Origin of the sequence: Bacteroides sp. HPS0048, assembly GCF_964240755.1 — a bacterium.
Taxonomy (GTDB): domain Bacteria; phylum Bacteroidota; class Bacteroidia; order Bacteroidales; family Bacteroidaceae; genus Bacteroides; species Bacteroides nordii.
Genome location: NZ_CAXSVC010000011.1, coordinates 1 through 20,963 on the forward strand (window position 1 = coordinate 1; position 20,963 = coordinate 20,963).

At 36.6% G+C, this 20,963-nt stretch carries 22 protein-coding genes and 1 tRNA gene; 16 read left to right on the forward strand and 7 right to left on the reverse strand.

The annotated features are described in order from the left end of the window. Window positions 1-300: 300 nt before the first annotated feature. From ACESQI_RS10635 to ACESQI_RS10655, 5 genes are read right to left on the reverse strand one after another with little or no spacing between them, the layout of a single operon-like run. Window positions 301-945, reverse strand: a complete 645-nt coding sequence (locus tag ACESQI_RS10635; RefSeq protein WP_002559196.1) for a MarC family protein — start codon at window positions 943-945, stop codon at window positions 301-303. 58 nt (window positions 946-1,003) lie between these two features. Then, window positions 1,004-1,696: a YjjG family noncanonical pyrimidine nucleotidase gene (locus ACESQI_RS10640; protein ID WP_007483954.1), complete on the reverse strand. Its 693-nt coding sequence runs from the start codon at window positions 1,694-1,696 to the stop codon at window positions 1,004-1,006. Next, window positions 1,696-2,553 carry a hypothetical protein gene (locus tag ACESQI_RS10645; RefSeq protein WP_007483952.1) on the reverse strand — a complete coding sequence of 286 codons (858 nt, stop codon included), beginning with the start codon at window positions 2,551-2,553 and terminating at the stop codon, window positions 1,696-1,698. Before ACESQI_RS10645 ends, ACESQI_RS10640 begins: the two co-directional genes overlap by 1 nt. 35 nt (window positions 2,554-2,588) lie before the next feature. Continuing rightward, complete coding sequence (rsmI, locus tag ACESQI_RS10650; protein ID WP_044095025.1) at window positions 2,589-3,263, reverse strand: 16S rRNA (cytidine(1402)-2'-O)-methyltransferase; 675 nt, start codon at window positions 3,261-3,263, stop codon at window positions 2,589-2,591. A gap of 13 nt (window positions 3,264-3,276) precedes the next feature. After that, on the reverse strand, window positions 3,277-3,852 hold the full coding sequence (locus ACESQI_RS10655) for a hypothetical protein (RefSeq protein ID WP_002559192.1): 576 nt from the start codon (window positions 3,850-3,852) through the stop codon (window positions 3,277-3,279). Between the two features lie 113 nt (window positions 3,853-3,965). Between ACESQI_RS10655 and ACESQI_RS10660 the strand changes: the two genes are divergently transcribed. The 7 genes from ACESQI_RS10660 to ACESQI_RS10690 all read left to right on the forward strand — a co-directional run bounded on the left by ACESQI_RS10660 (window position 3,966) and on the right by ACESQI_RS10690 (window position 8,852). Further along, entirely contained in the window at window positions 3,966-4,565 is a 600-nt protein-coding gene (locus ACESQI_RS10660; RefSeq protein ID WP_002559191.1) for a thymidine kinase, read from the forward strand. Between the two features lie 13 nt (window positions 4,566-4,578). Further along, window positions 4,579-5,718 carry an AI-2E family transporter gene (locus ACESQI_RS10665; RefSeq protein ID WP_025867977.1) on the forward strand — a complete coding sequence of 380 codons (1,140 nt, stop codon included), beginning with the start codon at window positions 4,579-4,581 and terminating at the stop codon, window positions 5,716-5,718. A 93-nt stretch (window positions 5,719-5,811) separates the two neighbouring features. Next, window positions 5,812-5,884 (forward strand) — tRNA-Lys (locus ACESQI_RS10670). A 274-nt stretch (window positions 5,885-6,158) separates the two neighbouring features. Then, window positions 6,159-7,370 (forward strand): site-specific integrase, encoded by a 1,212-nt coding sequence (locus ACESQI_RS10675; protein ID WP_195660453.1) that lies wholly within the window; start codon window positions 6,159-6,161, stop codon window positions 7,368-7,370. A gap of 328 nt (window positions 7,371-7,698) precedes the next feature. Beyond that, on the forward strand, window positions 7,699-8,178 hold the full coding sequence (locus ACESQI_RS10680) for a hypothetical protein (protein ID WP_195660454.1): 480 nt from the start codon (window positions 7,699-7,701) through the stop codon (window positions 8,176-8,178). After that, window positions 8,175-8,393, forward strand: a complete 219-nt coding sequence (locus tag ACESQI_RS10685; protein WP_373126038.1) for a hypothetical protein — start codon at window positions 8,175-8,177, stop codon at window positions 8,391-8,393. Before ACESQI_RS10680 ends, ACESQI_RS10685 begins: the two co-directional genes overlap by 4 nt. 57 nt (window positions 8,394-8,450) lie before the next feature. Continuing rightward, window positions 8,451-8,852: an HK97 family phage prohead protease gene (locus ACESQI_RS10690; protein WP_373126039.1), complete on the forward strand. Its 402-nt coding sequence runs from the start codon at window positions 8,451-8,453 to the stop codon at window positions 8,850-8,852. Between the two features lie 361 nt (window positions 8,853-9,213). On the opposite strand, the gene ACESQI_RS10695 is transcribed toward ACESQI_RS10690, so the two are convergent. Continuing rightward, a complete protein-coding gene (locus ACESQI_RS10695) occupies window positions 9,214-10,071 on the reverse strand; it encodes an RteC domain-containing protein (RefSeq protein WP_229127623.1) in 858 nt (285 codons plus the stop codon). Between the two features lie 158 nt (window positions 10,072-10,229). On the opposite strand from ACESQI_RS10695, the gene ACESQI_RS10700 reads away from it, so the two are divergent. After that, window positions 10,230-11,648 (forward strand): PLP-dependent aminotransferase family protein, encoded by a 1,419-nt coding sequence (locus tag ACESQI_RS10700; RefSeq protein ID WP_195660456.1) that lies wholly within the window; start codon window positions 10,230-10,232, stop codon window positions 11,646-11,648. Here the strand turns inward: ACESQI_RS10700 and ACESQI_RS10705 are convergent. Continuing rightward, on the reverse strand, window positions 11,640-12,836 hold the full coding sequence (locus ACESQI_RS10705; RefSeq protein ID WP_195660457.1) for a PLP-dependent aminotransferase family protein: 1,197 nt from the start codon (window positions 12,834-12,836) through the stop codon (window positions 11,640-11,642). The two genes, ACESQI_RS10700 and ACESQI_RS10705, sit on opposite strands and share 9 nt — an antisense overlap. Window positions 12,837-13,081: 245 nt before the next feature. Here ACESQI_RS10705 and ACESQI_RS10710 point away from each other — a divergent pair, with 245 nt between their 5' ends. The 8 genes from ACESQI_RS10710 to ACESQI_RS10745 all read left to right on the forward strand — a co-directional run bounded on the left by ACESQI_RS10710 (window position 13,082) and on the right by ACESQI_RS10745 (window position 20,866). After that, window positions 13,082-14,170 (forward strand): YhcG family protein, encoded by a 1,089-nt coding sequence (locus tag ACESQI_RS10710; protein ID WP_195660458.1) that lies wholly within the window; start codon window positions 13,082-13,084, stop codon window positions 14,168-14,170. Window positions 14,171-14,177: 7 nt separating this feature from the next. Beyond that, window positions 14,178-15,809 (forward strand): ATP-dependent endonuclease, encoded by a 1,632-nt coding sequence (locus ACESQI_RS10715; protein ID WP_195660459.1) that lies wholly within the window; start codon window positions 14,178-14,180, stop codon window positions 15,807-15,809. Window positions 15,810-16,599: 790 nt separating this feature from the next. After that, window positions 16,600-17,277, forward strand: a complete 678-nt coding sequence (locus ACESQI_RS10720) for an HNH endonuclease (RefSeq protein ID WP_007483885.1) — start codon at window positions 16,600-16,602, stop codon at window positions 17,275-17,277. Next, entirely contained in the window at window positions 17,274-17,654 is a 381-nt protein-coding gene (locus ACESQI_RS10725; RefSeq protein ID WP_007483884.1) for a hypothetical protein, read from the forward strand. Before ACESQI_RS10720 ends, ACESQI_RS10725 begins: the two co-directional genes overlap by 4 nt. Continuing rightward, window positions 17,651-17,917 carry a nucleotidyltransferase domain-containing protein gene (locus tag ACESQI_RS10730; RefSeq protein ID WP_002559187.1) on the forward strand — a complete coding sequence of 89 codons (267 nt, stop codon included), beginning with the start codon at window positions 17,651-17,653 and terminating at the stop codon, window positions 17,915-17,917. The genes ACESQI_RS10725 and ACESQI_RS10730 overlap by 4 nt, the downstream gene beginning before the upstream one ends. 74 nt (window positions 17,918-17,991) lie before the next feature. Beyond that, a complete protein-coding gene (locus ACESQI_RS10735) occupies window positions 17,992-18,117 on the forward strand; it encodes a hypothetical protein (RefSeq protein ID WP_255346502.1) in 126 nt (41 codons plus the stop codon). Between the two features lie 566 nt (window positions 18,118-18,683). After that, window positions 18,684-19,511: a lysophospholipid acyltransferase family protein gene (locus ACESQI_RS10740; RefSeq protein ID WP_373126094.1), complete on the forward strand. Its 828-nt coding sequence runs from the start codon at window positions 18,684-18,686 to the stop codon at window positions 19,509-19,511. Continuing rightward, a complete protein-coding gene (locus ACESQI_RS10745; RefSeq protein ID WP_002559184.1) occupies window positions 19,511-20,866 on the forward strand; it encodes an MATE family efflux transporter in 1,356 nt (451 codons plus the stop codon). Before ACESQI_RS10740 ends, ACESQI_RS10745 begins: the two co-directional genes overlap by 1 nt. Window positions 20,867-20,963: the final 97 nt, after the last annotated feature.

A 20,963-nucleotide genomic window follows, 5' to 3' on the forward strand; every position in this document is an offset into this window, starting at 1 on the left:
TCTTTAAATTCATAGATCGTTAATTTATGGAAATTGGATTATAAGACAGCTCTTTTCAACTAAATTGAAGAAGAACCCCAAGAGTGTACAATATAGTGTGGCAAAAGTGTACAATTAACACTCGCATAAATGTACACTCTTACCTGCCTTTAAGCAAGAGGTCTGTATGCGCTATAAATCAAGAGATTACATAAGGAAAAACATTCTAATCCTGCCTCACATCTCTCCTTAAAAAAATCTTGTAATTACTTTTTTGACAATCATGCATCCATCGGATGATCTTAACAACAATGCAATTCCCTACATCATTCCTTCTTTCAATATCCCGACTAAAATAGGTCTTAATCCACTGACAAAACACTCCACAGCAATCACCATCAGGATAAGTCCCATTAAACGCATCATTACATTATTGCCCGTTTCACCTAAAACTTTAACCAACCGGGTTGAAGCACGAAGAATGAGAAAAGTAATAAAGTAAATCAATGCAATCATCCCTATCAGGACACTTTTCATTTCGATAGTGTGAGAATCCTCCATCAGCACAATGGCATTGGCAATGGCACCCGGTCCACACAACATCGGAATAGCTAAAGGGGTAATCGAAATATCATCGGCATAAGTTTTAATCTCTTCGTCTTTCAATTTCATAGGCGTATAACGCGCCTGCAACATATCAAAACCAATCTTAAAAATAATGACCCCACCAGCAATACGGAATCCATTGGTAGAGATACCGAAAAATTTAAAAAGGAGTTGCCCTGCAAACACAAAGACCATAAGGGTAAGAAAAGATACAATCGTGGCACGCCGCACAATTGCACGCCGCTCTTTATCCGTCATTCCATGTGTCATCGTCAGAAATACAGGCATCGTACCCAAAGGATTTGTCAACGTAAAAAAGGAGGTAAAACACAGTAAAGCAAAAGGCAAAAGAGTTTCCATAACAGTTGTATCTTTATACGTTATTTTTCAACGCAAAAGTACGACTTATCTATAAATACTACAATATTTCCAACAAATCTTTCAGGTCTTTCAGTTGATAAGTGGGCTGGAAAGGAAATTCGGTGCGACCGGAAACATTGTAAAAGGCCTGGTGCATCCCTACCCCATTGGCTCCTACGATATCGGCCTCCCAACTATCCCCGATCATCAATGATTCACGCAACTCTGATTGAGTAGCCGAAAGTGCAAAATGAAAGATCTGCGAAGCTGGTTTCAAAAGCCCAATGTCATCTGAAAGAATTACTTTTTTAAAATAAGATTCAATTCCCCCGGAACACATTTTACGGTATTGAAGCTCCCGAAAGCCATTGGACAAAATATAAAGATTATAACGCGAAGCCAAATTATCAAGTACCTCCTTCGCATGAGGCATCAACCGTCTTTTAGTTGGGATAACAGCAAAAAAGTCATCCGAATATGCTTTCGCTAAAGCAAAATCGCCAGCGCCCACTGCCGCAAGAGGATACAGAAAGCGCTGACGATTGAGTTCCTCTTTGGTGATTTGACCGTTACCATATTCCATCCACAATTCTATATTACGCCGTTGATAAAGCGAATAGAAATGCTCAAAGGAATCAAAGAAAGCATCCAGCTTATACTTATAATACATCTCTTCGAATGTATCACGTGCATTTGCCGAAAATGCCCAAAGTGTATCGTCTAAATCAAAAAAGAGATTTTTATACTTCATTATTTAACCTGGATAACTAAATATCTGGATACACTCCAAAATTCTTTTGGATTTGTAATCTTCAAAGTCAGTTGTCCCTTATCGTCTTTTACCAATTCATAAGAACCGGCAGGATGAGTAGTTAATAACTCTGCACGTTTTGAATACAATTTAATTTCTTTAGTAGTACGGATATCAATCTGAGTAAAATAATCTTTATTGAAATCTGCATTTTTCAATACATCACCACTTTGAAGAATCTTTTGAGACTTCAATTCTGATTTCGTTCCAAATACAAACCATGCAGCGTTGATTGCTTTATCCTGTTCTGCCACAGTCTTAGCTTTCGCTTCATTTTCAGCAGCAAGAGACTCTTTATCAGCAGCAAGGCCACTAACAGCAGCATCCAATTCCTGAATACGGATATTTTTAGAAGCAAGTTCAGCCTGCAATTCTTCGATACGTTGTTGTTTAGCAACCAACTCCTGAGTTAAAGACTCAACCGCTTTCTTCAGCTGAGCAGAATTGTTCTTACTACTCTTCAACATAGCCTGCAATTTAGCAATCTGAGCTTTGTTCTCTTCCATTTGTTTAGTGATGAATTCAATATCAGAAGCAATCTGCTGTTTTGCAGATGATGAATTTTCTGTTATTGTGCCACGTTGCAAGTCTACACGGCTCTCAGCATCGTTTATCTGGCGGAAACCTTCCTGAATTTCATTGAATGTTCCCATCATTTCGTCCAATTCGGCATTACGCTGTGTCAGTTCTATCAATAAAGAATCATTTTCAGCTTTAAGGTCTTTACTACCACCTTTAAAACCATCACACGAAGCCAACATGGCTGCGCATACAATTAAAACTGCTAACTTTTTCATACGTTTACGTTTTTACGTTTTTTAAATGAAGTTATTTAATCGTCTATTCCTGCAATTACAATTACTATCTCGCCACGAGGATCAGTCTCGGTAAAATGCTCGATTAGTTCAGTCAAATTACCCCGAACAGTCTCTTCATGGACTTTAGAAATCTCCCGGGACACACTGGCCTGACGTTCCGGACCAAAATATTCCGCAAACTGCGTCAATGTTTTCAACAAACGATGGGGAGATTCATAAAATACCATCGTACGGCGTTCCTCTACCAGAGACTTCAGCTTCGTCATACGCCCCTTTTTCTGGGGAAGAAAGCCTTCAAAACAAAACTTCTCGTTGGGCAATCCTGAAGCCACCAATGCCGGAACAAAAGCTGTTGCACCAGGTAAACATTGTACTTCAATGCCATTACGCACACATTCGCGTACTACAAGAAATCCCGGATCAGAGATACCAGGCGTACCAGCATCCGAAATCAAAGCCACCGTTTCACCAGCCTTTATTCTATTAACAACGCTCTCCACCGTTTTATGTTCATTAAACTTGTGGTGAGATTGCATTGCATTCTTTATTTCAAAATGTTTCAGCAATATTCCGGAAGTACGTGTATCCTCAGCCAGAATGAGATCAACCTCCTTCAGTATCCGGATAGCCCGAAAAGTCATATCCTCCAGATTTCCTACCGGCGTGGGTACTACGTATAATTTTCCCATATTCATTATCCGATTAATTAAAATACTTTTTGAGAAGTTCCTGGAAATCAATCATAGCCTCATTCTCTTCATCAACATTTACCTTTGAATACAGAAAAGCAATGGCAGTATCCAAAGAACTCATCTCAGAGATCTGCTCTATAACCCGATTCATCTGTTCACTATCACCATTAAATAATTCACGTGAAAAACGGAAAGAATCATTCAAACTAATAGATCGCCGTAAGTCCGTCACTGGTCTGATACGCTCTCCCAATATAGATCCTGCAGAAACATTTTTTATTGTCTCCTGCACCTCTATTTGTGATTGAGATTCTACTACTTGTAAAGTCTCTTTTTCTTCTTCCACCTCTTCGAGAATAGTTTCCTCTATCTCTTTTTCTGTTAGAATGGGTTGAATACTCTCTCCTTCAACAGGTTTCTGTACAGTATCCAGCTCTGTCAACATCTGGTCCAACCGGTCACGCATTTGCAGAATATTCCGCTTCAACACTTCGCGTAAGGTCCCATTAGGCTCACGTTCGAAAGCCTTCATCAGGTACTTTAACTCCTGAATATCCAGTTCTATGTTGGTCAATAGTGCTTGCATAGCCTTCTTGTTTACCTTTTTGTAGATGCCGCAAATGTAGAAATAAATAATGAAAAAACATCAGAAAGCGAACAAAAGTGTTATTTTTGCAACCAAATATAACACACTAAATCATGGTATTATTTTCAGAAGATCACATACAGGAAACTAGAAGAAGAGGAAGAATAGAAGTTATTTGCGGCTCCATGTTTTCGGGAAAAACAGAGGAGTTGATACGTCGTCTCAAACGTGCTAAGTTTGCTCGCCAACGTGTAGAAATTTTCAAACCTTCTATTGATGTGCGCTATTCTGAAGCCGATGTCGTTTCACATGACAGTAACGCAATCTCCTCTACTCCTATTGATTCGTCAGCCAGTATATTATTATTCACATCTGAGATTGATGTAGTAGGTATAGATGAAGCACAGTTTTTCGACAGCAGTCTGATCGATGTATGTAATCAACTGGCAAATAATGGGATAAGAGTAATCATTGCCGGACTGGATATGGATTTTAAGGGTAATCCTTTTGGCCCAATGCCCGGACTGTGTGCCATAGCCGATGAAGTTTCAAAAGTACACGCCATTTGTGTTAAGTGCGGCCAATTGGCTTCCTTTTCACATCGAACTGTAAAAAACGACAAGCAAGTAATGTTGGGAGAAACAGCCGAGTATGAACCCTTGTGCCGCGAATGCTATTTGCGTGCTTTAGAAGAAGATAAAGAAAAAGGATAAAAAATCAATAAATATGGAAAGGAAGAAAATAACATTCGACAGCTTTATACGTGGTTCAATCTGTTGTATTCTTATTGTTGGAGTATTAATGCTGGTTGAAAGGCTGAGCGGAGTATTGTTACCTTTCTTTCTGGCATGGCTCATTGCTTATTTGATTTATCCGTTAGTCAAACTTTTCCAATACAGGTTACGTTTAAAAAGCCGGGTACTTTCTATCTTTTGTGCATTATTCTCCATTACAGTAGTTGGAGTTACCGCTTTTTACTTTCTGGTACCTCCACTGTTAGAAGAATTTGGAAAAGTGAAAGATCTTTTGGTCATGTACTTCACCCATGGTATAGCCGACAATTCAAATGTGCCGAAAAGCCTTGCCGATTTTATTCAGGAAAATATAGACATGAATGCCTTGAGCCGTATTCTCAGCGAAGAAAATATAGTCAACGCTGTAAAGAGTACAGTGCCTAAGCTTTGGATGCTGTTATCTGAATCTATAAACTTCTTATTTAGTATTCTGGCGTCTTTTATCATCCTATTATATGTAGTGTTCATCTTATTGGATTACGAGTCTATTGCCGAAGGCTGGATACACTTACTACCTGCTAAATATCGTACTTTCACTACCAACCTCATTAAAGATGTCCAGAATGGTATGAATACTTATTTCCGTGGGCAAGCCCTCGTGGCTCTCTGTGTAGGTATATTATTCAGTATCGGTTTTCTCATTATAGATTTTCCAATGGCTATCGGATTAGGGTTATTTATCGGTGCTTTAAACATGGTCCCCTATCTTCAGATTATTGGTTTCCTGCCTACGATCATGTTAGCCATTCTTAAAGCGGCCGATACCGGACAGAATTTCTGGATAATCATTGCTTCGGCCTCAGCTGTATTTATAGTTGTTCAAATTATCCAGGATACATTTATTGTTCCCAAAATTATGGGAAAGATAACTGGATTAAATCCTGCCATTATTCTACTCTCACTTTCTATTTGGGGATCATTGATGGGAATGTTAGGTATGATTATAGCACTCCCACTAACAACATTGATGCTCTCTTATTATCAACGTTTCATTATTAACAGAGAAAGAATAAGTGAATCAAATCTGGAATATACTGAGGATCAGCAACGTGAAGAAGAAATTGAAAAATAGTACAAACTTTTTTATAGTTTTTGCTTGCAAATATAAAAAAAGTCACTACCTTTGCACCCGCAATCAGGAAATAACTGATTTGCAACAAGGATTGATTCGCTAGCTCAGCAGGTAGAGCACAACACTTTTAATGTTGGGGTCCTGGGTTCGAGCCCCAGGCGGATCACTGAAAGACAAGTCAAAACAAGACTTAAAAAAGACAACTCCTACAATATCAAGGTATTGCAGGAGTTTTTTCTTTGTATAATGTCCGTGACCAAAGACACCAAAAGGTCACGAAAAGACACACTTCTATGACCAATTCGTGACCAATACAAAAGCATGGAAAAATAGGTCACGGAATGTCCCAAAATGGCTAACCTCTGTCTACATTTGTCTACCATGCAAATATCTCATTTACAATCAATAAAATTAATTTTGCAACCAAAAAAAATGAGATTATGAGGACTACTTTCAAGCTACTATTTTTCGTTAAGCGAAATGCAGCGAAGAAAAACGGTAATGTGCCAATTATCGCGCGTATCACCATCGACCAAATTGTGTCGCAGTTCAACACACAAATGGAAATAAACCCCGCCAACTGGAATGTCAGTACAGGAAAGGCTTCCGGTAGAAGTGCCGAAGCTGCAAGTATCAATTCGATGTTAGACAGCATCCACAGCACCGTACACCAACATTACCATGCTCTATTGGAACAAGACGGTTATGTGACCTCTGAACGGGTAAAAAACGCCTTTTTAGGTAAGATTGAACGGGGTAAAACCTTAATTGAGTTCTTTGAGATGCACAACGAGCAATATCTTCAAAAGGTAAAGATGAACACTACCGACAAGACGTATTCACGTTACGAACTGACAAAGAAACGTCTTATCGAGTTTATGAAGTTTAAGTATTCGGTTTCGGATATGCTTATCAAAGAGATAAATGTCGTGTTCATTGATAATTTCCTGTTGTACATCAAAAACCATCATGGATGCAGCCACAACACAGCGATGAAGTTTATACAGCGTTTCCGCACGATTATAAACTTTGCCAAGAACACAGGGCTGGTTACTGCTGACCCTTTCGGGAATTATAGGGTTAAGTTTGAACAAACCGACAGGGATTATCTTACGATGGAAGAGATAACCACCATCTACAACAAGAAGTTTGCTTCTAAAAGGTTGGAACAGGTACGGGATTTGTTTGTTTTCAGTTGCTACACGGCTCTTTCGTACATTGATGTATGCGAACTTACCCAAGAAAACATTCGCACTGCATTTGATGGCAATCTTTGGATTATGACCAAGCGCCACAAAACCAATGTTGCTTCTAACATTCGATTGCTTGATGTACCCAAAGCTATTCTTGAAAAGTATAAAGACCAGTTGCCAAACGGGATGATTTTACCGATTATAAGTAACCAAAAAGTTAATGAGTACTTGAAAGAAATTGCGTCTATTTGCTCGATAAACAAGAGCTTGACATTTCATGTTGCACGTCATTCGTGTACGACTTCTGTACTGATAGCCAATGGCGTACCGATTGAAACGGCATCTAAAATCTTAGGGCATACCAATATTAGAACTACCCAAATCTATGCGAGAATTACTGATGTAAAGGTCAGTAATGATATGGAATTATTGGTGCGGAAATTAGATATGGCTAAATAATTTCAGGTGACTGAAATTGGTTATCGTCAGATAACAGCAAGGTGTGTTCAGAGCTGCTGAGATTTATCCCAGCAGCTCTGAACCTTTTTAGAAAAGCACTCCGAAGTCGTGTTTCCAATGAAAAAGAAGTTATTCAACTTAATCTCACTCATCACTTAGAAATTCCATTTTTCCCGAACTCACTCCTTACTTTACAAAATATTTCAGACCCTTTATCAGATTTTTATTGACGGCCATTTACAATGATATACATATTATTAGTATTTTTGCTAATGGCTTGAACGCTATTTCAGTGCATTAATGTGTTTTTAAATAAAGAAACTAAAAGATGGATTATAAAATTGAAGATATTAACTTACAAGCTAAGCTTGAAGAGTTGAATTTAAAACTTCCAAGTACATTAACTTTTTTTCCAGAGAATATCGAAGAGGTAAAGCAGAAAGAGGACTTTGTTTTTACAGATAGTATGCTCGATTTAAACAAGATTTTCAGACAAGAAAATCTTGATATTACTGTATTAGGAACTGATACAGAGCTCTACCGAACTAGAAAAAATGCAGATATTTATCTACCTGCAATTTTTTTTAGTCTTTCACTAGTAACAGAAAACCCATCAATAGTTTCTATCTCTTTAAATGTATTATCAAATTATATCTATGATCTTTGCAAAGGTTCATTTGGTAAAAAGACAGCTAAAGTAGACTTTTATATCGAAACAGAGGAAGAGGGAAAAATAAAGAGGATTAGTTATAGTGGAGACTCTGAAGGTTTAAAAGACTTACCCAAAATAATAAAAGCAATGAAATGAAAGATAAATTAAAAAACATCAACTTGTTAATTAACGAATTCAATAAAATAGCATCTATTGCCCAAAGAAAAGCATTTATAACTATTGCTTCCGAAATACAAAAAGAAGAAATAGAAACACTAGAAGCATATAGGAACTGTCTGTTTGAATTAAAAAGAAAATATGTTGAACACGAATTAAATGATGAGGCAAATCTTACCTTTTGTCTTGAGTAATCCTTACAATCAATACAGTACGAGTTGCAAATGCTCATAAATATAAAGGAGGATAATATGAGCGAAGCTTGGAATAATTTAGTAAAGGCACAAGTCACATATGAGAGTGTCGCTAGAAACTGCCCATATGAATCCATATCTGCTAATGGATACATGAGAAAACTTGAATGTTATGAAAAAACACTATTCCCCAGGATGATGTTTGCAAGTGTTGGTGGTATTATCAAAAAAAGTCACTGTTCGATATGCAATGAAAGCTATAACAAATGTAATCATATAAAAGGTAAATTATACAATGGCGAAATGTGTGTAAGGATGATTACTGAAATGGAATTAGAGGAAGTCTCATTAGTTGATATCCCTGCTAACAAACAATGTAGAGTATTGACTACAACCTATAATGGAAAAACCGTTGATTCTTTAACATTAAGAGAAGTAGAGAAAACAAACGATGGGTAATTTAGAATAAATTAGTCCAATTACCATTCAGCATTAAATAAAATTCTGTTGTTTATTCAAATATTCTTCGCTCGTCGAGACGGGTGGTCCCGCCCCTTGCCGCTGGGCGTTCCCCGACCGATGAGTTTTTTAGTACAGCATTGAAGTATTGTTTTCTTGAAATATTGATAGCTTGATTTCTTGATTGCAAGATGTCAAGATTGCAAGGCTGTATGAAAGTAAGACTGAAAGACTGACAGGTAGATAAACATCATTCTATCATTCATGTATAGACAAAAAATATTTTCTCTTTTCAAAAGTCCATGTAGTTTATGAGGGACTTGCGAAAAGAGAAAATAATTAGCAGAACCTTACAAGGAGGTTAATTGTCGTTTTCGTCCATCTTCCGAAGGAGTTTTTCTATTAAGCTGTTAAGGAAGGCTGTTCTATCCCTTTTGCGCTCCCTGATGGTGAGATAAGTACGGTAGTAATCACCTAAGTCTATTTTGAAAGATGCTTCTATATAGGTCATTATTTCCTTTATATCAGCATTTCCATTATTTAGCACTCCGGCAGCATATATGGCATACCCCAATTCAATGGCAGCGACCTTAGTACCCGTCCATCGAAATGGATTATCGGGAAGAGAAGCCCGACTAGTTTCTACTACTTCTATCTTTTCTACGTCTTGTAAACGTTGTTGCAGGTAAATTTCCAGCATATCATAAGCCAACATCTTGGCTACTCTATGATCACAGCAAGTAGAAAACAAAGGATCTTTGTCCAATAGCCCACAATTATGGCACAACTTGTAGTTCTCATGCCCTCTAAGGAAATAGTATCGGTCTAAATGTGTCGCTTTGGAACGATAATACTGGTAAAAATCAAGATTGTTATTGCAGAAATCTGTTATCGCAGTCTGTTTTTTCTTGTAATACTCCTTAACCACTTCTTTATTACCATTAGGTTTTCTCAATTCAAGTGTATAAATATCGTTGTAGTATATTAATTTGCTTAAAATTAACGGTTTGCTGTTTTTAAAGAAGTCTATCTCTTCCTCATTATCCCGAAAGTTATATTTGTGTATATACTCTCTTAGCTCTTCAAACAACGGTCTGATGAAATCAATCATATACAAAGCCTTATCAGAAGATATGTCACAGTCTATACAGGATGTTTCTATCTCTGCATTAATCTTCAATATTAGTTCATTAGAAACCTGTTTTACTATCATTTTCATTATATGAGTTTATATTATTTGGCTAAATGCAATACTCTATATTTCTATTATTTAGAATATTAGAAGAGCATTAAAATCAGTTTGCAAAAGTAACTCAAAATCAGCAACAGATACAGATATAGTTTTTGTATATTTGCAGGGTACAGATTATGTGGATTATGAAAAAGGAAGTTTTATATCAAGAAATTGCGAGAAGTATTGCTTGGCAGATAAAAAAGGGTGTGTGGAAAGTTGGTGAGAAATTGCCCTCTTTACGCACTATCAGCAATGAAAATGGGGTAAGTCTAAATACGGCAATTCAAGCATATTATGAACTGGAAAAGGACGGCTACATAATATCACGTCCAAAATCGGGATATATCGTCAATTATAAGCCAATACGTTTATCTGCTCCTGCTACCACACAACCATCAGTGAAAAATGAAAGTAAAGAGGTTGTAGAATTAATAGCTGAAGTGTATCGTTCATTAGAAATTGGGGATAAGTCTATTACCCGTTTTTCTTTAGGGATGCCCGAAGATATTTTACTACCAATAGCAAAACTCAATAAGGAACTAATAAGAGCAATGCAAACACTTCCGGGTAATGGTACTCGGTATGATGAAACACAAGGAAACATTCACTTGCGTAAGGCTGTAGCTCGCTTCACTTATAGTTGGAATGGTAATTTGACAGAAGATGACATAGTAACTACGGCTGGGGTTACTAATGCCGTCGCTTTAGCTTTATCTGTAATTACTAAGGCAGGAGATACGATTGCCGTCGAAAGTCCGGTTTATTTTGGAATGTTACAACTTGCCAATAGCTTGGGATTACGTGTTTTAGAACTACCTACAAATCCCCTGACAGGCATTGATCCCGACGCGCTAAGAAGAGCGTTACCACAAATTAATGCTTGCCTGCTTATAAGTAATTTCAATAATCCGTTAGGAAGTTGCATGCCTGATGAGCACAAAAAAGCGATTGTCAATATGCTGGCTGAACATGATATTCCATTAATCGAAGATGATTTGTATGGCGACATTTTCTTTGGTAACTCACGGCCTAAACCCTGTAAAGCTTTTGATAAAGAAGGAATTGTATTGTGGTGTGGAGCTGTGTCTAAAACGTTGGCTCCGGGCTATCGAGTAGGATGGATTGCTCCCGGAAGATTTAAAGAGGCTATTATTCGCCGGAAGAATATACATCTAATCTCTACGCCTACTCTTAATCAGGAAGCTGTCGCTAACTTTATGGAAAATGACAGATATGAAAATCATTTGCGTAAACTTCGCCGGGAGCTTTGTGCAAATAGTATTCATTTTGCTCACTCTATTATGGATCATTTTCCTGAAAACACAAAGATTGTAACTCCACAAGGGGGATTTATGCTTTGGGTAGAGTTAGACAAGCGGATTGATACGACAGAGCTTTATTATAAAGCTATGCAACGGAAAATAAGCATAGCCCCCGGACGTATGTTTACATTGCAAGAACAATACACAAACTGTATGCGTCTAAGTTACGGGCAACGATGGACACCACTCCTTGAAGAGCGTTTAAAACGGTTAGGCGATATAATCAAAGAATCACTTTGATGGACTGACGTATGCCTGTAACACTTCTCCGATTATTTGAAGCCCTTTTATAATTCGATCCTCTGGCATATTAGAATAATTTAGTCTAAACGTATTTTCTTTGTGCTCGACAGGATAGAATGAACCACCAGGCACGAAAGCTATTTTTCGTTCTATACACTTTTGCAGAATATCACGTGCTGAAATTCCTTCGGGTAATTCAACCCAAGTGAATAATCCGCCTTGCGGATAGGTATATCTGATGTTATGGGGGAAATAGCGTTCTATACATTCCATAGCTATATCTCTGCGTTTTCTGTATACCTCTATGATTTTACCGATATGCTTATCAATATCATATCGTTTCAAATATTCGGCAATAGTCATTTGAGCCATCGTATTACATTGAAGATCTGTACCCTGTTTAACCAAAACATACTTGCGGATAACCTCTTTATCGCCTGCAATCCAACCAATCCGGAAACCAGGACAGAATATCTTGGAGAAACTACCGGTACACAAAATATTGCCAACCTTATCAAATGATTTTATAGAGAGCAAAGCTTCTCCCTCAAATCTTAATTCTCCGTATGGATTATCTTCAATAACAGGAATGTCATATCGGGCAGATAGTTCAGCAAGTTTTTTGCGTCTTTCCAAGCTCCATGTTCTACCTGTTGGATTTTGGAAGGTTGGTACAACATAGATTAGCTTTATATGCTCTGTCGTATTCAGCACATCTTCCAAAACAGCCATATTCATACCCTCTTCATCCGTAGGAATCTCTACAAAACTACACCCGTATGATTTAAACGCACTGATTGCTGCCAAGTAGGTAGGACTTTCACATAATACTATATCGCCATTATCCAAGAAAACCTTACCTGATAAATCCAGCCCTTGCTGTGAACCATGTGTGATAAGAATATTGTCTTTATCAAACGATGTTCCTAAACGGTCATTCATCCGTTGAGAAATCCACTCTCTTAAAGGTGCGTACCCCTCTGTAGTAGTGTATTGAAGAGCTTTTGTTCCTGCCTCTTTCAGTACAATCTGGTTTACCTCATTAATTTCATCTATAGGGAATAATTCAGGAGCAGGTAGCCCACCAGCAAATGAAATAACATCTTCTTGTTCTGTTACTTTGAGTATTTCTCGTATTTCCGAAGCCTTTATATAAGACATTCTACTTGCAAATTTCAACTTCATGATGATTAAATCTATTTGAGAATTAAAATATTGCAAAGTAAAGCATAAAAGGAAAACAGAAACAGATACAAATTATATAATATTGATAGATACAGATTTCCGGTATAAGGCACAAATGCAATACTTTTTAATTCAGAGAAATACTTCAAGAACGTTTCATGACTTTCATCTAAAACGTGCTAAAAGAATGTATTTCAAAAACATACTATCATAAATTTATTTACCTTTGCAAAAAACATAGTTACATGAAGGATTATCCTATTAACGCAATAGATAGCGAATACATAGAGTGGCTGAAAACCATCAAACAGCAAATTCGTTCTACCAAAATACGAATGATAAAAACAGCCAATACAGAGTTGATACACTTTTATTGGCGGTTGGGACAAATGATTTCTCAAAAGCTGAAAGAACAGAATTGGGGTGACAAAGTAATAAATAAGCTTTCAGTAGACTTGCGAAATGAGTTTCCTGATATGCAGGGTTTTTCTCGTCAGAACCTATATTACAGTAAGAACTTCTATGAGTTCTACGCAGAGAAAATACACTTTTCATCCAATAATGTAATTGTCCCCCAAGTTGAGGGACAATTACAAGTGGCTGATAATTATAAAATTATATTCGATATACCTTGGGGACATCAAAAGGTAATAATTAGTAAAGCCCAAAACGTAGAAGAAGCATTATTTTATGCACACCAAACCCTATCTAACAGTTGGAGCAGAAGCGTTTTAGAGAATCAGTTGAAGCAACAATTCTATGAGCATTACGGACAAGGACAAACAAACTTCTCGCAAACCTTACCAGCCCTAACAGCAGATATGGCGCAGGAAGTAGTAAAAGACCCGTATTGGTTTGATTTCGTGTCTGTATCTCAAAAAGCACGGGAGCGAGATATTGAAAAGCAACTTGTCAAGCATATCACCCAGTTTCTTCTTGAACTGGGTAAAGGCTTTGCATTTGTAGGGGAGCAATACTGTTTGAACCTGAACAACAAAGAATATTTTTGCGACCTATTGTTCTATCATATCCCGTTGCGGGCTTATGTAGTTATAGAGTTGAAGAATGGCAATTTCAAACCGGAACACTTGGGACAGCTAAACTTCTATCAGAACCTAATCAATAACACACTAAGAGGAGAATATGACAATCCCACTATAGGAATGTTACTTTGTCGAGATAAAGATAGGATTGAAGTAGAATATGCATTGCAGAATATTTCGTCACCGATTGGAGTTAGCGAGTTTAATGTTAAAGAATTACTTCCTGATAATCTAAAAAGCAAGTTACCTACAATTGAAGAGGTAGAAGAGGAACTAAATAAAATTATATAAATACAACATGAAGCTTATAAGACTAATTATATCAAATTTCAGAGGGTTAAAAGGAAGTAATGTTATCGATTTTACGAACTCCAATATTATATTCCTAATTGGTCAAAATAACATAGGAAAATCTTCTTTTCTAAGAGCCTATGAATTCTTTATTGATTCAAGACAAGTTGCTAAGATTGACGATTTTAACAATTATGATTACTCAAATCCAATAATCATTGAAGGTATATTTGAATTAGACAAAGAAGATTCCGATGATCCTGACCTTAAGGAAAAAAAGGAACCTAATTGGATTGAAAAATGGGTTGATCAAAACAACCTTGTCAAAGTAAGAAAAACTTGGAAAAAGCCAGATTACACTTTTGACAAAGAGACATATTCTCCACATGAAGCAAAATGGATCGAAAATGGATTTGGCGGGTTGCATACCAAACTAACAAAATATACTCCGACTCCAATTGCCATTAATGCAATGGAAGATCAAGCTTCTTTGGAAGAAAAAGTGAATAAGCTCATTCAAGATGACTTTATAAAGAAAGTAAGGTTAGAATATCCTAAAGAGTTTAAAAGCATAATAGATGGAGTAAAAAAACTACAAGAACGCATCACAGGTTCTGAAGCAGTCGAAAAATTAAATGTAGACCTTAATAAACATTTCCAAGAAGTTTTTACTGAACTTACATTGAAAATTCAACCTTCAAAAGAAGAGAATATCAAGTTAGAAGATGCATTCAAGAAAAATCATTCTATTTCTGTGGAAAGAGTTGGGACAGATAGAAAAGAAACCTTTCTTCAAAATGGGCATGGAGTAATAAGACAAGCTCTATTCAATTTCCTTACTTTCTTAAAAAGAGAAAATGAGGGAAACAAAAAGCAATATATAATATTGTTTGAAGAGCCTGAACTCTTTTTGCATCCTAAAATTGCATTCAAATTGCGACAAAGCTTGTACGAATTGTCAAAAAATAGCCCATACCAAATTCTTTGTGCAACTCACTCTCCATTGATGATAGACATATCTCAACCACATTCATCATTAATTAGAGTCGTTAAAAACACCAATGAGGAAACACAAACATATCAAGTAGGAGAAAACTTATTTGGTAGAGATGAGGAAGCTAAAAAATGGGTGCAAATGGTAAATAGATTTAATCCTCATATATGTGAAGCATTTTATGCAGATAAAGTTTTGTTAGTAGAGGGTGATACAGAAACAATCGTATATAGAGATTTATTGACTCGTTTTTTCCCTGATGAGGAAATATTTGTTCTCAATACAGGTTCTAAAATGAATATACCTTTCTTTCAAGAAATTCTCACTGCATTTCATATAGAACACTATATCATACATGACTCGGACGATAAGACAAAAAAGGCAGCCTGGGCTATTAATACCAAAATTTGGGATAATATACAAGCTAGCAATAATTTATCAAAACGATATGTACATATTCATAATTTTGAGGATGCACATGGAATCAAGGTGAAGTCAGATGATGGCAAACCCTTAACTGCTTATAATTTTGCACAAACAATTAAAGATGTCAATATGAAATTACCATGTTTAGAATGGATAAAAGATATTATCTATAATAACGGGGTTAATCATGATCCGCAATTTATTGAAGATAATGTTTAGGTGCAAGGTGCAAGCATATATATGTATATATAGCTTGCACCTTGCACCTAAGTTGAAATATTAATAATCAAAGACTTGCGTAATTTGAAAAGAATGTATACTTTTGAACCCAAGATATAAGCAGACAGACACCGGACAGAAGCGGACTGTTTTTAAGGACTAAAGCGTGACTGATACAAAGCTTATAATTCCGAAGATATTGATTTTTAGGAGAATATACCGCAAGGTTCACGAACCAGGCGGATCACTGAAACAACAAGAAAAATCAAGCAAATCCCTGATAATTAGACATTATCAGGGATTTCTTTTTTTTTGGCAGATAGCAAAAATAGCCGTTTCAAGTATATTATCGGTGGATAAATCGTGGGACTAAAATTTAATCGAAAAATCTCCAAACCGTATGTAACTGCGAACATAATTCATGCGTAAAGTATTTATAGTATCTGAAACCAACAAGCTACATTGTTCTAAAGAACAAATATGTCACCATAAGATTCTGTTCCAACAGACAGAACAACGATTTAAAAAGCCATTCGGCTACCAACGGGAACTGTACCATATCTTTTAAATACTACAATGCTATGAAGAACAGAAGAATCCCCGGCCAACTCAACATACAAGAACAATAAATCTCCGATAAAAGAAGAAAGACAGATATATAGAACTAAATTAGACTGTTTTACAAATAATTGCTACTTTTGCGAATATTAGTGTTATGTTATTCTTACTGTATATTATATACTTTGGATAACTTATTGCATCAATCTCGAAATTATGCATATTTCTTAATATGAGTATAAGTACAGAAGTTAAAAGAAAGTTATGGGCCTCTTCAGGAGGCTACTGTGGCAAGCCAGATTGTCATGCAGACTTATTCCCATTTTTTGAAAGTGGAGAAATAACAAATATAGAAGAGCTTGCACACATTATAGGACAAAGGGAAAATGGACCAAGGGGCAAAAATAATTTACCCATAAGTCAGCGAGATGAATTTGAAAATATAATACTGCTATGTCCAACTTGCCATACAACTATTGACAAAAACCCACAGCTATTCCCTAATGATACTATAAAACAATGGAAAAAGAACCATGTGGAAAGTATCAAAAATCTTTTTCATGCACCCAAATTTGATTCACGAAAAGAAGCAGCGAAATACCTAAGACTATTATTTGCAGAGAATAAGGCAATATTTGATAAATATGGTCCTTACTCTGAAAATGCGAAAACGAAGCCGATGGAAACCGAATTTATGTGGGAAAAGCTATCGATACAAAAGTTATTACCCAATAATAGAAAAATAGAGTCAACAGTTGAACAGAATCAAGAACTTTTAAGGGATAATGAATTCGGTTTATTTATAGAATTTAAATTGCATAGAGCAGGTTTTGAGTATAATAAAATTTCCGGAGATGTAAATTCTACAGTTCCGACCTTTCCAATTGACTTTGAAAATATATTTCAATGAGAGAAAAAAACATAGAAAAAGTCGCTCCATCAAGTAAAACCTTTTTTAAGAATGGTATGAATGGGCATTCAGCAGTAAGATGTATTACTGATTTAGGAAACAACATGTATCTAATAAACAGAACCGACAATAAACCAGATATTAAGGTTTTAGTAGCTGATATCTACATTGCAGGCGAAGCTGATATACTTGAAATCAGCTCTAATTTGCATGATATAGATTGTATTGTCCTAATTGGATTTTATAATCGGTACTCAAATGAAGCCAAAAAATTGGCCAAATCAATGAATGTAGGTTTATTTAACTATAGAGAGTTCTTTGGAGCTATCCATTATAGTGGCAATGCTTTTATTGATTATACACAAAAGGAAAGATGATTAAATTAAGTATTCCCCCTCAAAAACACTTTGACCATTACCTTTTTGGATCGGTTTTATACTCAGAGAATCCTTCTGATATTGATATTGCAATAATCTATGACAAAAAATTTATCAGCTTACAAGACGCTATTCACTATCGGCACAAATTGATTGAAAGGCTGTCTGAGTTTACACCGTTAGAAATTGACACAATCCTTCTTTCAAAAGAAGAAGAAATTGAAGTTGAATTTTTATCAAATGCTAAACACCTAAAGATTTAAGACTACGTATTACACACGGTTTGTCGGTAACCTCGGACAGAATATTACGTAAAGTATGTATGACTCAATAGGATATGCTTTCTGAGATTCCCGAATTACCTGACACTGAATTCCGGGGAAGTAATATTGCCTGGTTAAGAGACGGTTCTGTAAGTGGCTCTCTGGATTTCTTTTCATTGGCAGTCACAGAGACCTTTTAAAACCCGGTGAAATGCAGTACGTTTAAGTGAGAATTTTCTCTGTCGTTTACAAGTGCTGTTATACTCCGTATCCTACATTAAACAAGATACAGAGTATAGTAGTAGAAGTGTAATCACTAAAAAAGACTAAAAAAGGTGCTTCGGAATTTGGTTGTCACAGAAACAATGCCCAACTTTGCACCGCAAAACAAGAATAAACATATAATTCCTCATCGGAGGGCATTATGTACAACGATAGTGCCGGATAAGATGAATGGTAGAAAAATCATTCATTTTATCCGGCACTTTCTTTATCAAAGAACGAACCAGAGTGAAAATTAAATATTGAAAGATATGGAAATAGTAAGTAGTAAAAAGACAAAGTTAGCGAAACCAGGTTTTGTATTTATCCAAACAGTGGTGATGAAAACACTGTATTCTGTTCCACACAACTTTATGTATAACCATCTAAATATATAGAATTATGAATATCTTGTACTCAACGACCTATCTGATCTGCTATACGATATCCTTACTGGGTTTTATATCGGATATCCGACATTCTTTACGTTCTACTCTATCATCTTATTAAATACAAGAGAAAAATCGTTCGCAATAACCTTCATATATCTTTTCCTCATAAGGAAAAGCATGAAATTCTTACCATAGAAAAAGAATTCTATTCCTTTCTATGCGATCAGTTTGTTGAGACTATCAAGCTATGCTCCATCTCAGAGAAAGAAATAAGTAAACGCATGCTCTTTGAAGGACTCCCTGAAATGCTAAATGGACTAAAAAATGAAAACAAGAATTTTGCTTTTCTCTATATGAGCCATTATGGTAACTGGGAATGGTTATCACTGCTCGCAACCAAAGTACATAAGCAAAACTCACAGATAGTCAACGGATATATCTATTATCCTTTGAAGAACAAGGTGTTTGATAAAATACTCTTTAAACTGCGGAATCGATTCGGTGGAAAAAGTATCACGATAAAAGAGACTATCCAACGAATCATTGAATTAAAAGAAAATTCCCGGAAAGCAATAATCGCTTTTGTATCCGATCAGGCACCACTATGGAGTGGGAAATACCATTGGAGTAACTTCTTCCAGTGGGAAACCCCGGTGGTTACCGGTGCCGAACAAATAGGAAAACATGTGGACGCACTCATCTTTTATGCAGAGATGGAGCGCATCAAAAGGGGATATTACCGATGCAAAATTAGTCGTATGATAGACGATATACAGCAATATGCTGACTACGAAGTAACCGACTTATTTATGAGCAAACTAGAACAATCCATACATAAAGCTCCATCATACTGGTTGTGGACACATAATAGATGGATACGTACCCGGGAAGAAATTATGGTCTGGTACAAAAGAATTATACATAAAAAAGAAAACGTTTGATGAAAGAGTTAAATCTGACACAAGGCAATGTACCTAAAGTACTATTACAATTTGCAGTACCTTTTCTAATAGCGAATATACTACAGGCACTCTATGGAGGGGCCGATCTTTTTGTTGTGGGTCAATATGACGACTCGGCAAGTGTGGCAGCCGTAGCTATCGGCAGTCAGGTAATGCAAACCATTACGGGAATTATCCTCGGCATTACAACAGGCACTACCGTACTGATCGCTATAGCGACCGGCTCAAAAGACAACCGGCAGGTAGCTTCCACAATCGGATCATCCGTGTGGTTGTTCTCAATTATCGGGGTTGTACTAACCCTGACAATGACACTTTACCACAGTCAGATAGCCGAATGGATGCATACTCCATCCGAAGCAATGTCTGATACAAAAAGTTATATTCTGGTCTGCTCAACCGGCATTCTGTTTATTGTGGGATACAACGTTGTATGTGGTATCCTACGTGGTTTAGGCGATTCAAAAACTCCACTTTATTTCGTAGCATTGGCGTGTGTTATCAATATTGTTCTCGACTTTATATTAGTCGGATATTTCCATCTTGGAGCTACCGGAGCAGCCATTGCCACCGTAACGGCACAAGGAGTCAGTTTTGCCACCGCACTTTGGTTCCTTTACCGAAAAGGGTTTCATTTTGAGTTTACACGACGTGATATCCGGCTAAACAGAAGTTTATCGAAGAGAGTTCTGACATTGGGGGCTCCCATTGCATTGCAGGATGCCCTCATCAATACCTCATTTCTATTAATTACCGTTATCGTAAACCAAATGGGGGTTATCGCATCAGCATCTCTGGGTGTTGTCGAAAAAATCATCGTATTCGCGATGTTACCTCCAATGGCCATATCATCTGCAGTAGCAACGATGACAGCACAAAATTATGGAGCCGGACTTGTACAGAGAATGAATCAATGTCTTCTCTCCGGAATAGGGTTCGCCCTTATCTTCGGAGTAACAGTTTGCCTATATTCGCAATTCCTGCCAGAAACACTTACGGTATTTTTCACCAAAGACCCTATGGTAGTAGCAATGGCCGCTGAGTATCTGAAGGGATATAGTATCGACTGTGTCATCGTTAGTTTCGTGTTCTGCATCAATTCTTATTTCAGCGGACAAGGAAACTCAATATTCCCTATGATTCATAGTTTAATAGCCACTTTCCTGTTTCGCATCCCACTCTCATACTGGTTCAGTCAAATAGACAGTTCCTCATTATATATTATGGGATTTGCACCACCTATATCAACAGTTGTATCCTTACTGATATGCATCTGGTATTTGAGATATACAAAAAACAGACGTTTGAAAGAAGGTATAATAACAGCCATTTAAACAACTTTATTAACAGCTTATCCTGGTTATTCACAACATTACTCATTACTATTGTTCATAAAGTATAAACAACCGATAGAAGATTCGGATAATCAAG

Bases quoted from the DNA above. Each gene is read 5' to 3' on its own strand.
- ACESQI_RS10635 (WP_002559196.1), bottom strand. From the start codon at position 945: ATGGAAACTCTTTTGCCTTTTGCTTTACTGTGTTTTACCTCCTTTTTT.
- ACESQI_RS10640 (WP_007483954.1), bottom strand. From the start codon at position 1,696: ATGAAGTATAAAAATCTCTTTTTTGATTTAGACGATACACTTTGGGCA.
- ACESQI_RS10645 (WP_007483952.1), bottom strand. From the start codon at position 2,553: ATGAAAAAGTTAGCAGTTTTAATTGTATGCGCAGCCATGTTGGCTTCG.
- rsmI (WP_044095025.1), bottom strand. From the start codon at position 3,263: ATGGGAAAATTATACGTAGTACCCACGCCGGTAGGAAATCTGGAGGAT.
- ACESQI_RS10655 (WP_002559192.1), bottom strand. From the start codon at position 3,852: ATGCAAGCACTATTGACCAACATAGAACTGGATATTCAGGAGTTAAAG.
- ACESQI_RS10660 (WP_002559191.1), top strand. From the start codon at position 3,966: ATGGTATTATTTTCAGAAGATCACATACAGGAAACTAGAAGAAGAGGA.
- ACESQI_RS10665 (WP_025867977.1), top strand. From the start codon at position 4,579: ATGGAAAGGAAGAAAATAACATTCGACAGCTTTATACGTGGTTCAATC.
- ACESQI_RS10675 (WP_195660453.1), top strand. From the start codon at position 6,159: ATGAGGACTACTTTCAAGCTACTATTTTTCGTTAAGCGAAATGCAGCG.
- ACESQI_RS10680 (WP_195660454.1), top strand. From the start codon at position 7,699: ATGGATTATAAAATTGAAGATATTAACTTACAAGCTAAGCTTGAAGAG.
- ACESQI_RS10685 (WP_373126038.1), top strand. From the start codon at position 8,175: ATGAAAGATAAATTAAAAAACATCAACTTGTTAATTAACGAATTCAAT.
- ACESQI_RS10690 (WP_373126039.1), top strand. From the start codon at position 8,451: ATGAGCGAAGCTTGGAATAATTTAGTAAAGGCACAAGTCACATATGAG.
- ACESQI_RS10695 (WP_229127623.1), bottom strand. From the start codon at position 10,071: ATGAAAATGATAGTAAAACAGGTTTCTAATGAACTAATATTGAAGATT.
- ACESQI_RS10700 (WP_195660456.1), top strand. From the start codon at position 10,230: ATGAAAAAGGAAGTTTTATATCAAGAAATTGCGAGAAGTATTGCTTGG.
- ACESQI_RS10705 (WP_195660457.1), bottom strand. From the start codon at position 12,836: ATGAAGTTGAAATTTGCAAGTAGAATGTCTTATATAAAGGCTTCGGAA.
- ACESQI_RS10710 (WP_195660458.1), top strand. From the start codon at position 13,082: ATGAAGGATTATCCTATTAACGCAATAGATAGCGAATACATAGAGTGG.
- ACESQI_RS10715 (WP_195660459.1), top strand. From the start codon at position 14,178: ATGAAGCTTATAAGACTAATTATATCAAATTTCAGAGGGTTAAAAGGA.
- ACESQI_RS10720 (WP_007483885.1), top strand. From the start codon at position 16,600: ATGAGTATAAGTACAGAAGTTAAAAGAAAGTTATGGGCCTCTTCAGGA.
- ACESQI_RS10725 (WP_007483884.1), top strand. From the start codon at position 17,274: ATGAGAGAAAAAAACATAGAAAAAGTCGCTCCATCAAGTAAAACCTTT.
- ACESQI_RS10730 (WP_002559187.1), top strand. From the start codon at position 17,651: ATGATTAAATTAAGTATTCCCCCTCAAAAACACTTTGACCATTACCTT.
- ACESQI_RS10735 (WP_255346502.1), top strand. From the start codon at position 17,992: ATGCTTTCTGAGATTCCCGAATTACCTGACACTGAATTCCGGGGAAGT.
- ACESQI_RS10745 (WP_002559184.1), top strand. From the start codon at position 19,511: ATGAAAGAGTTAAATCTGACACAAGGCAATGTACCTAAAGTACTATTA.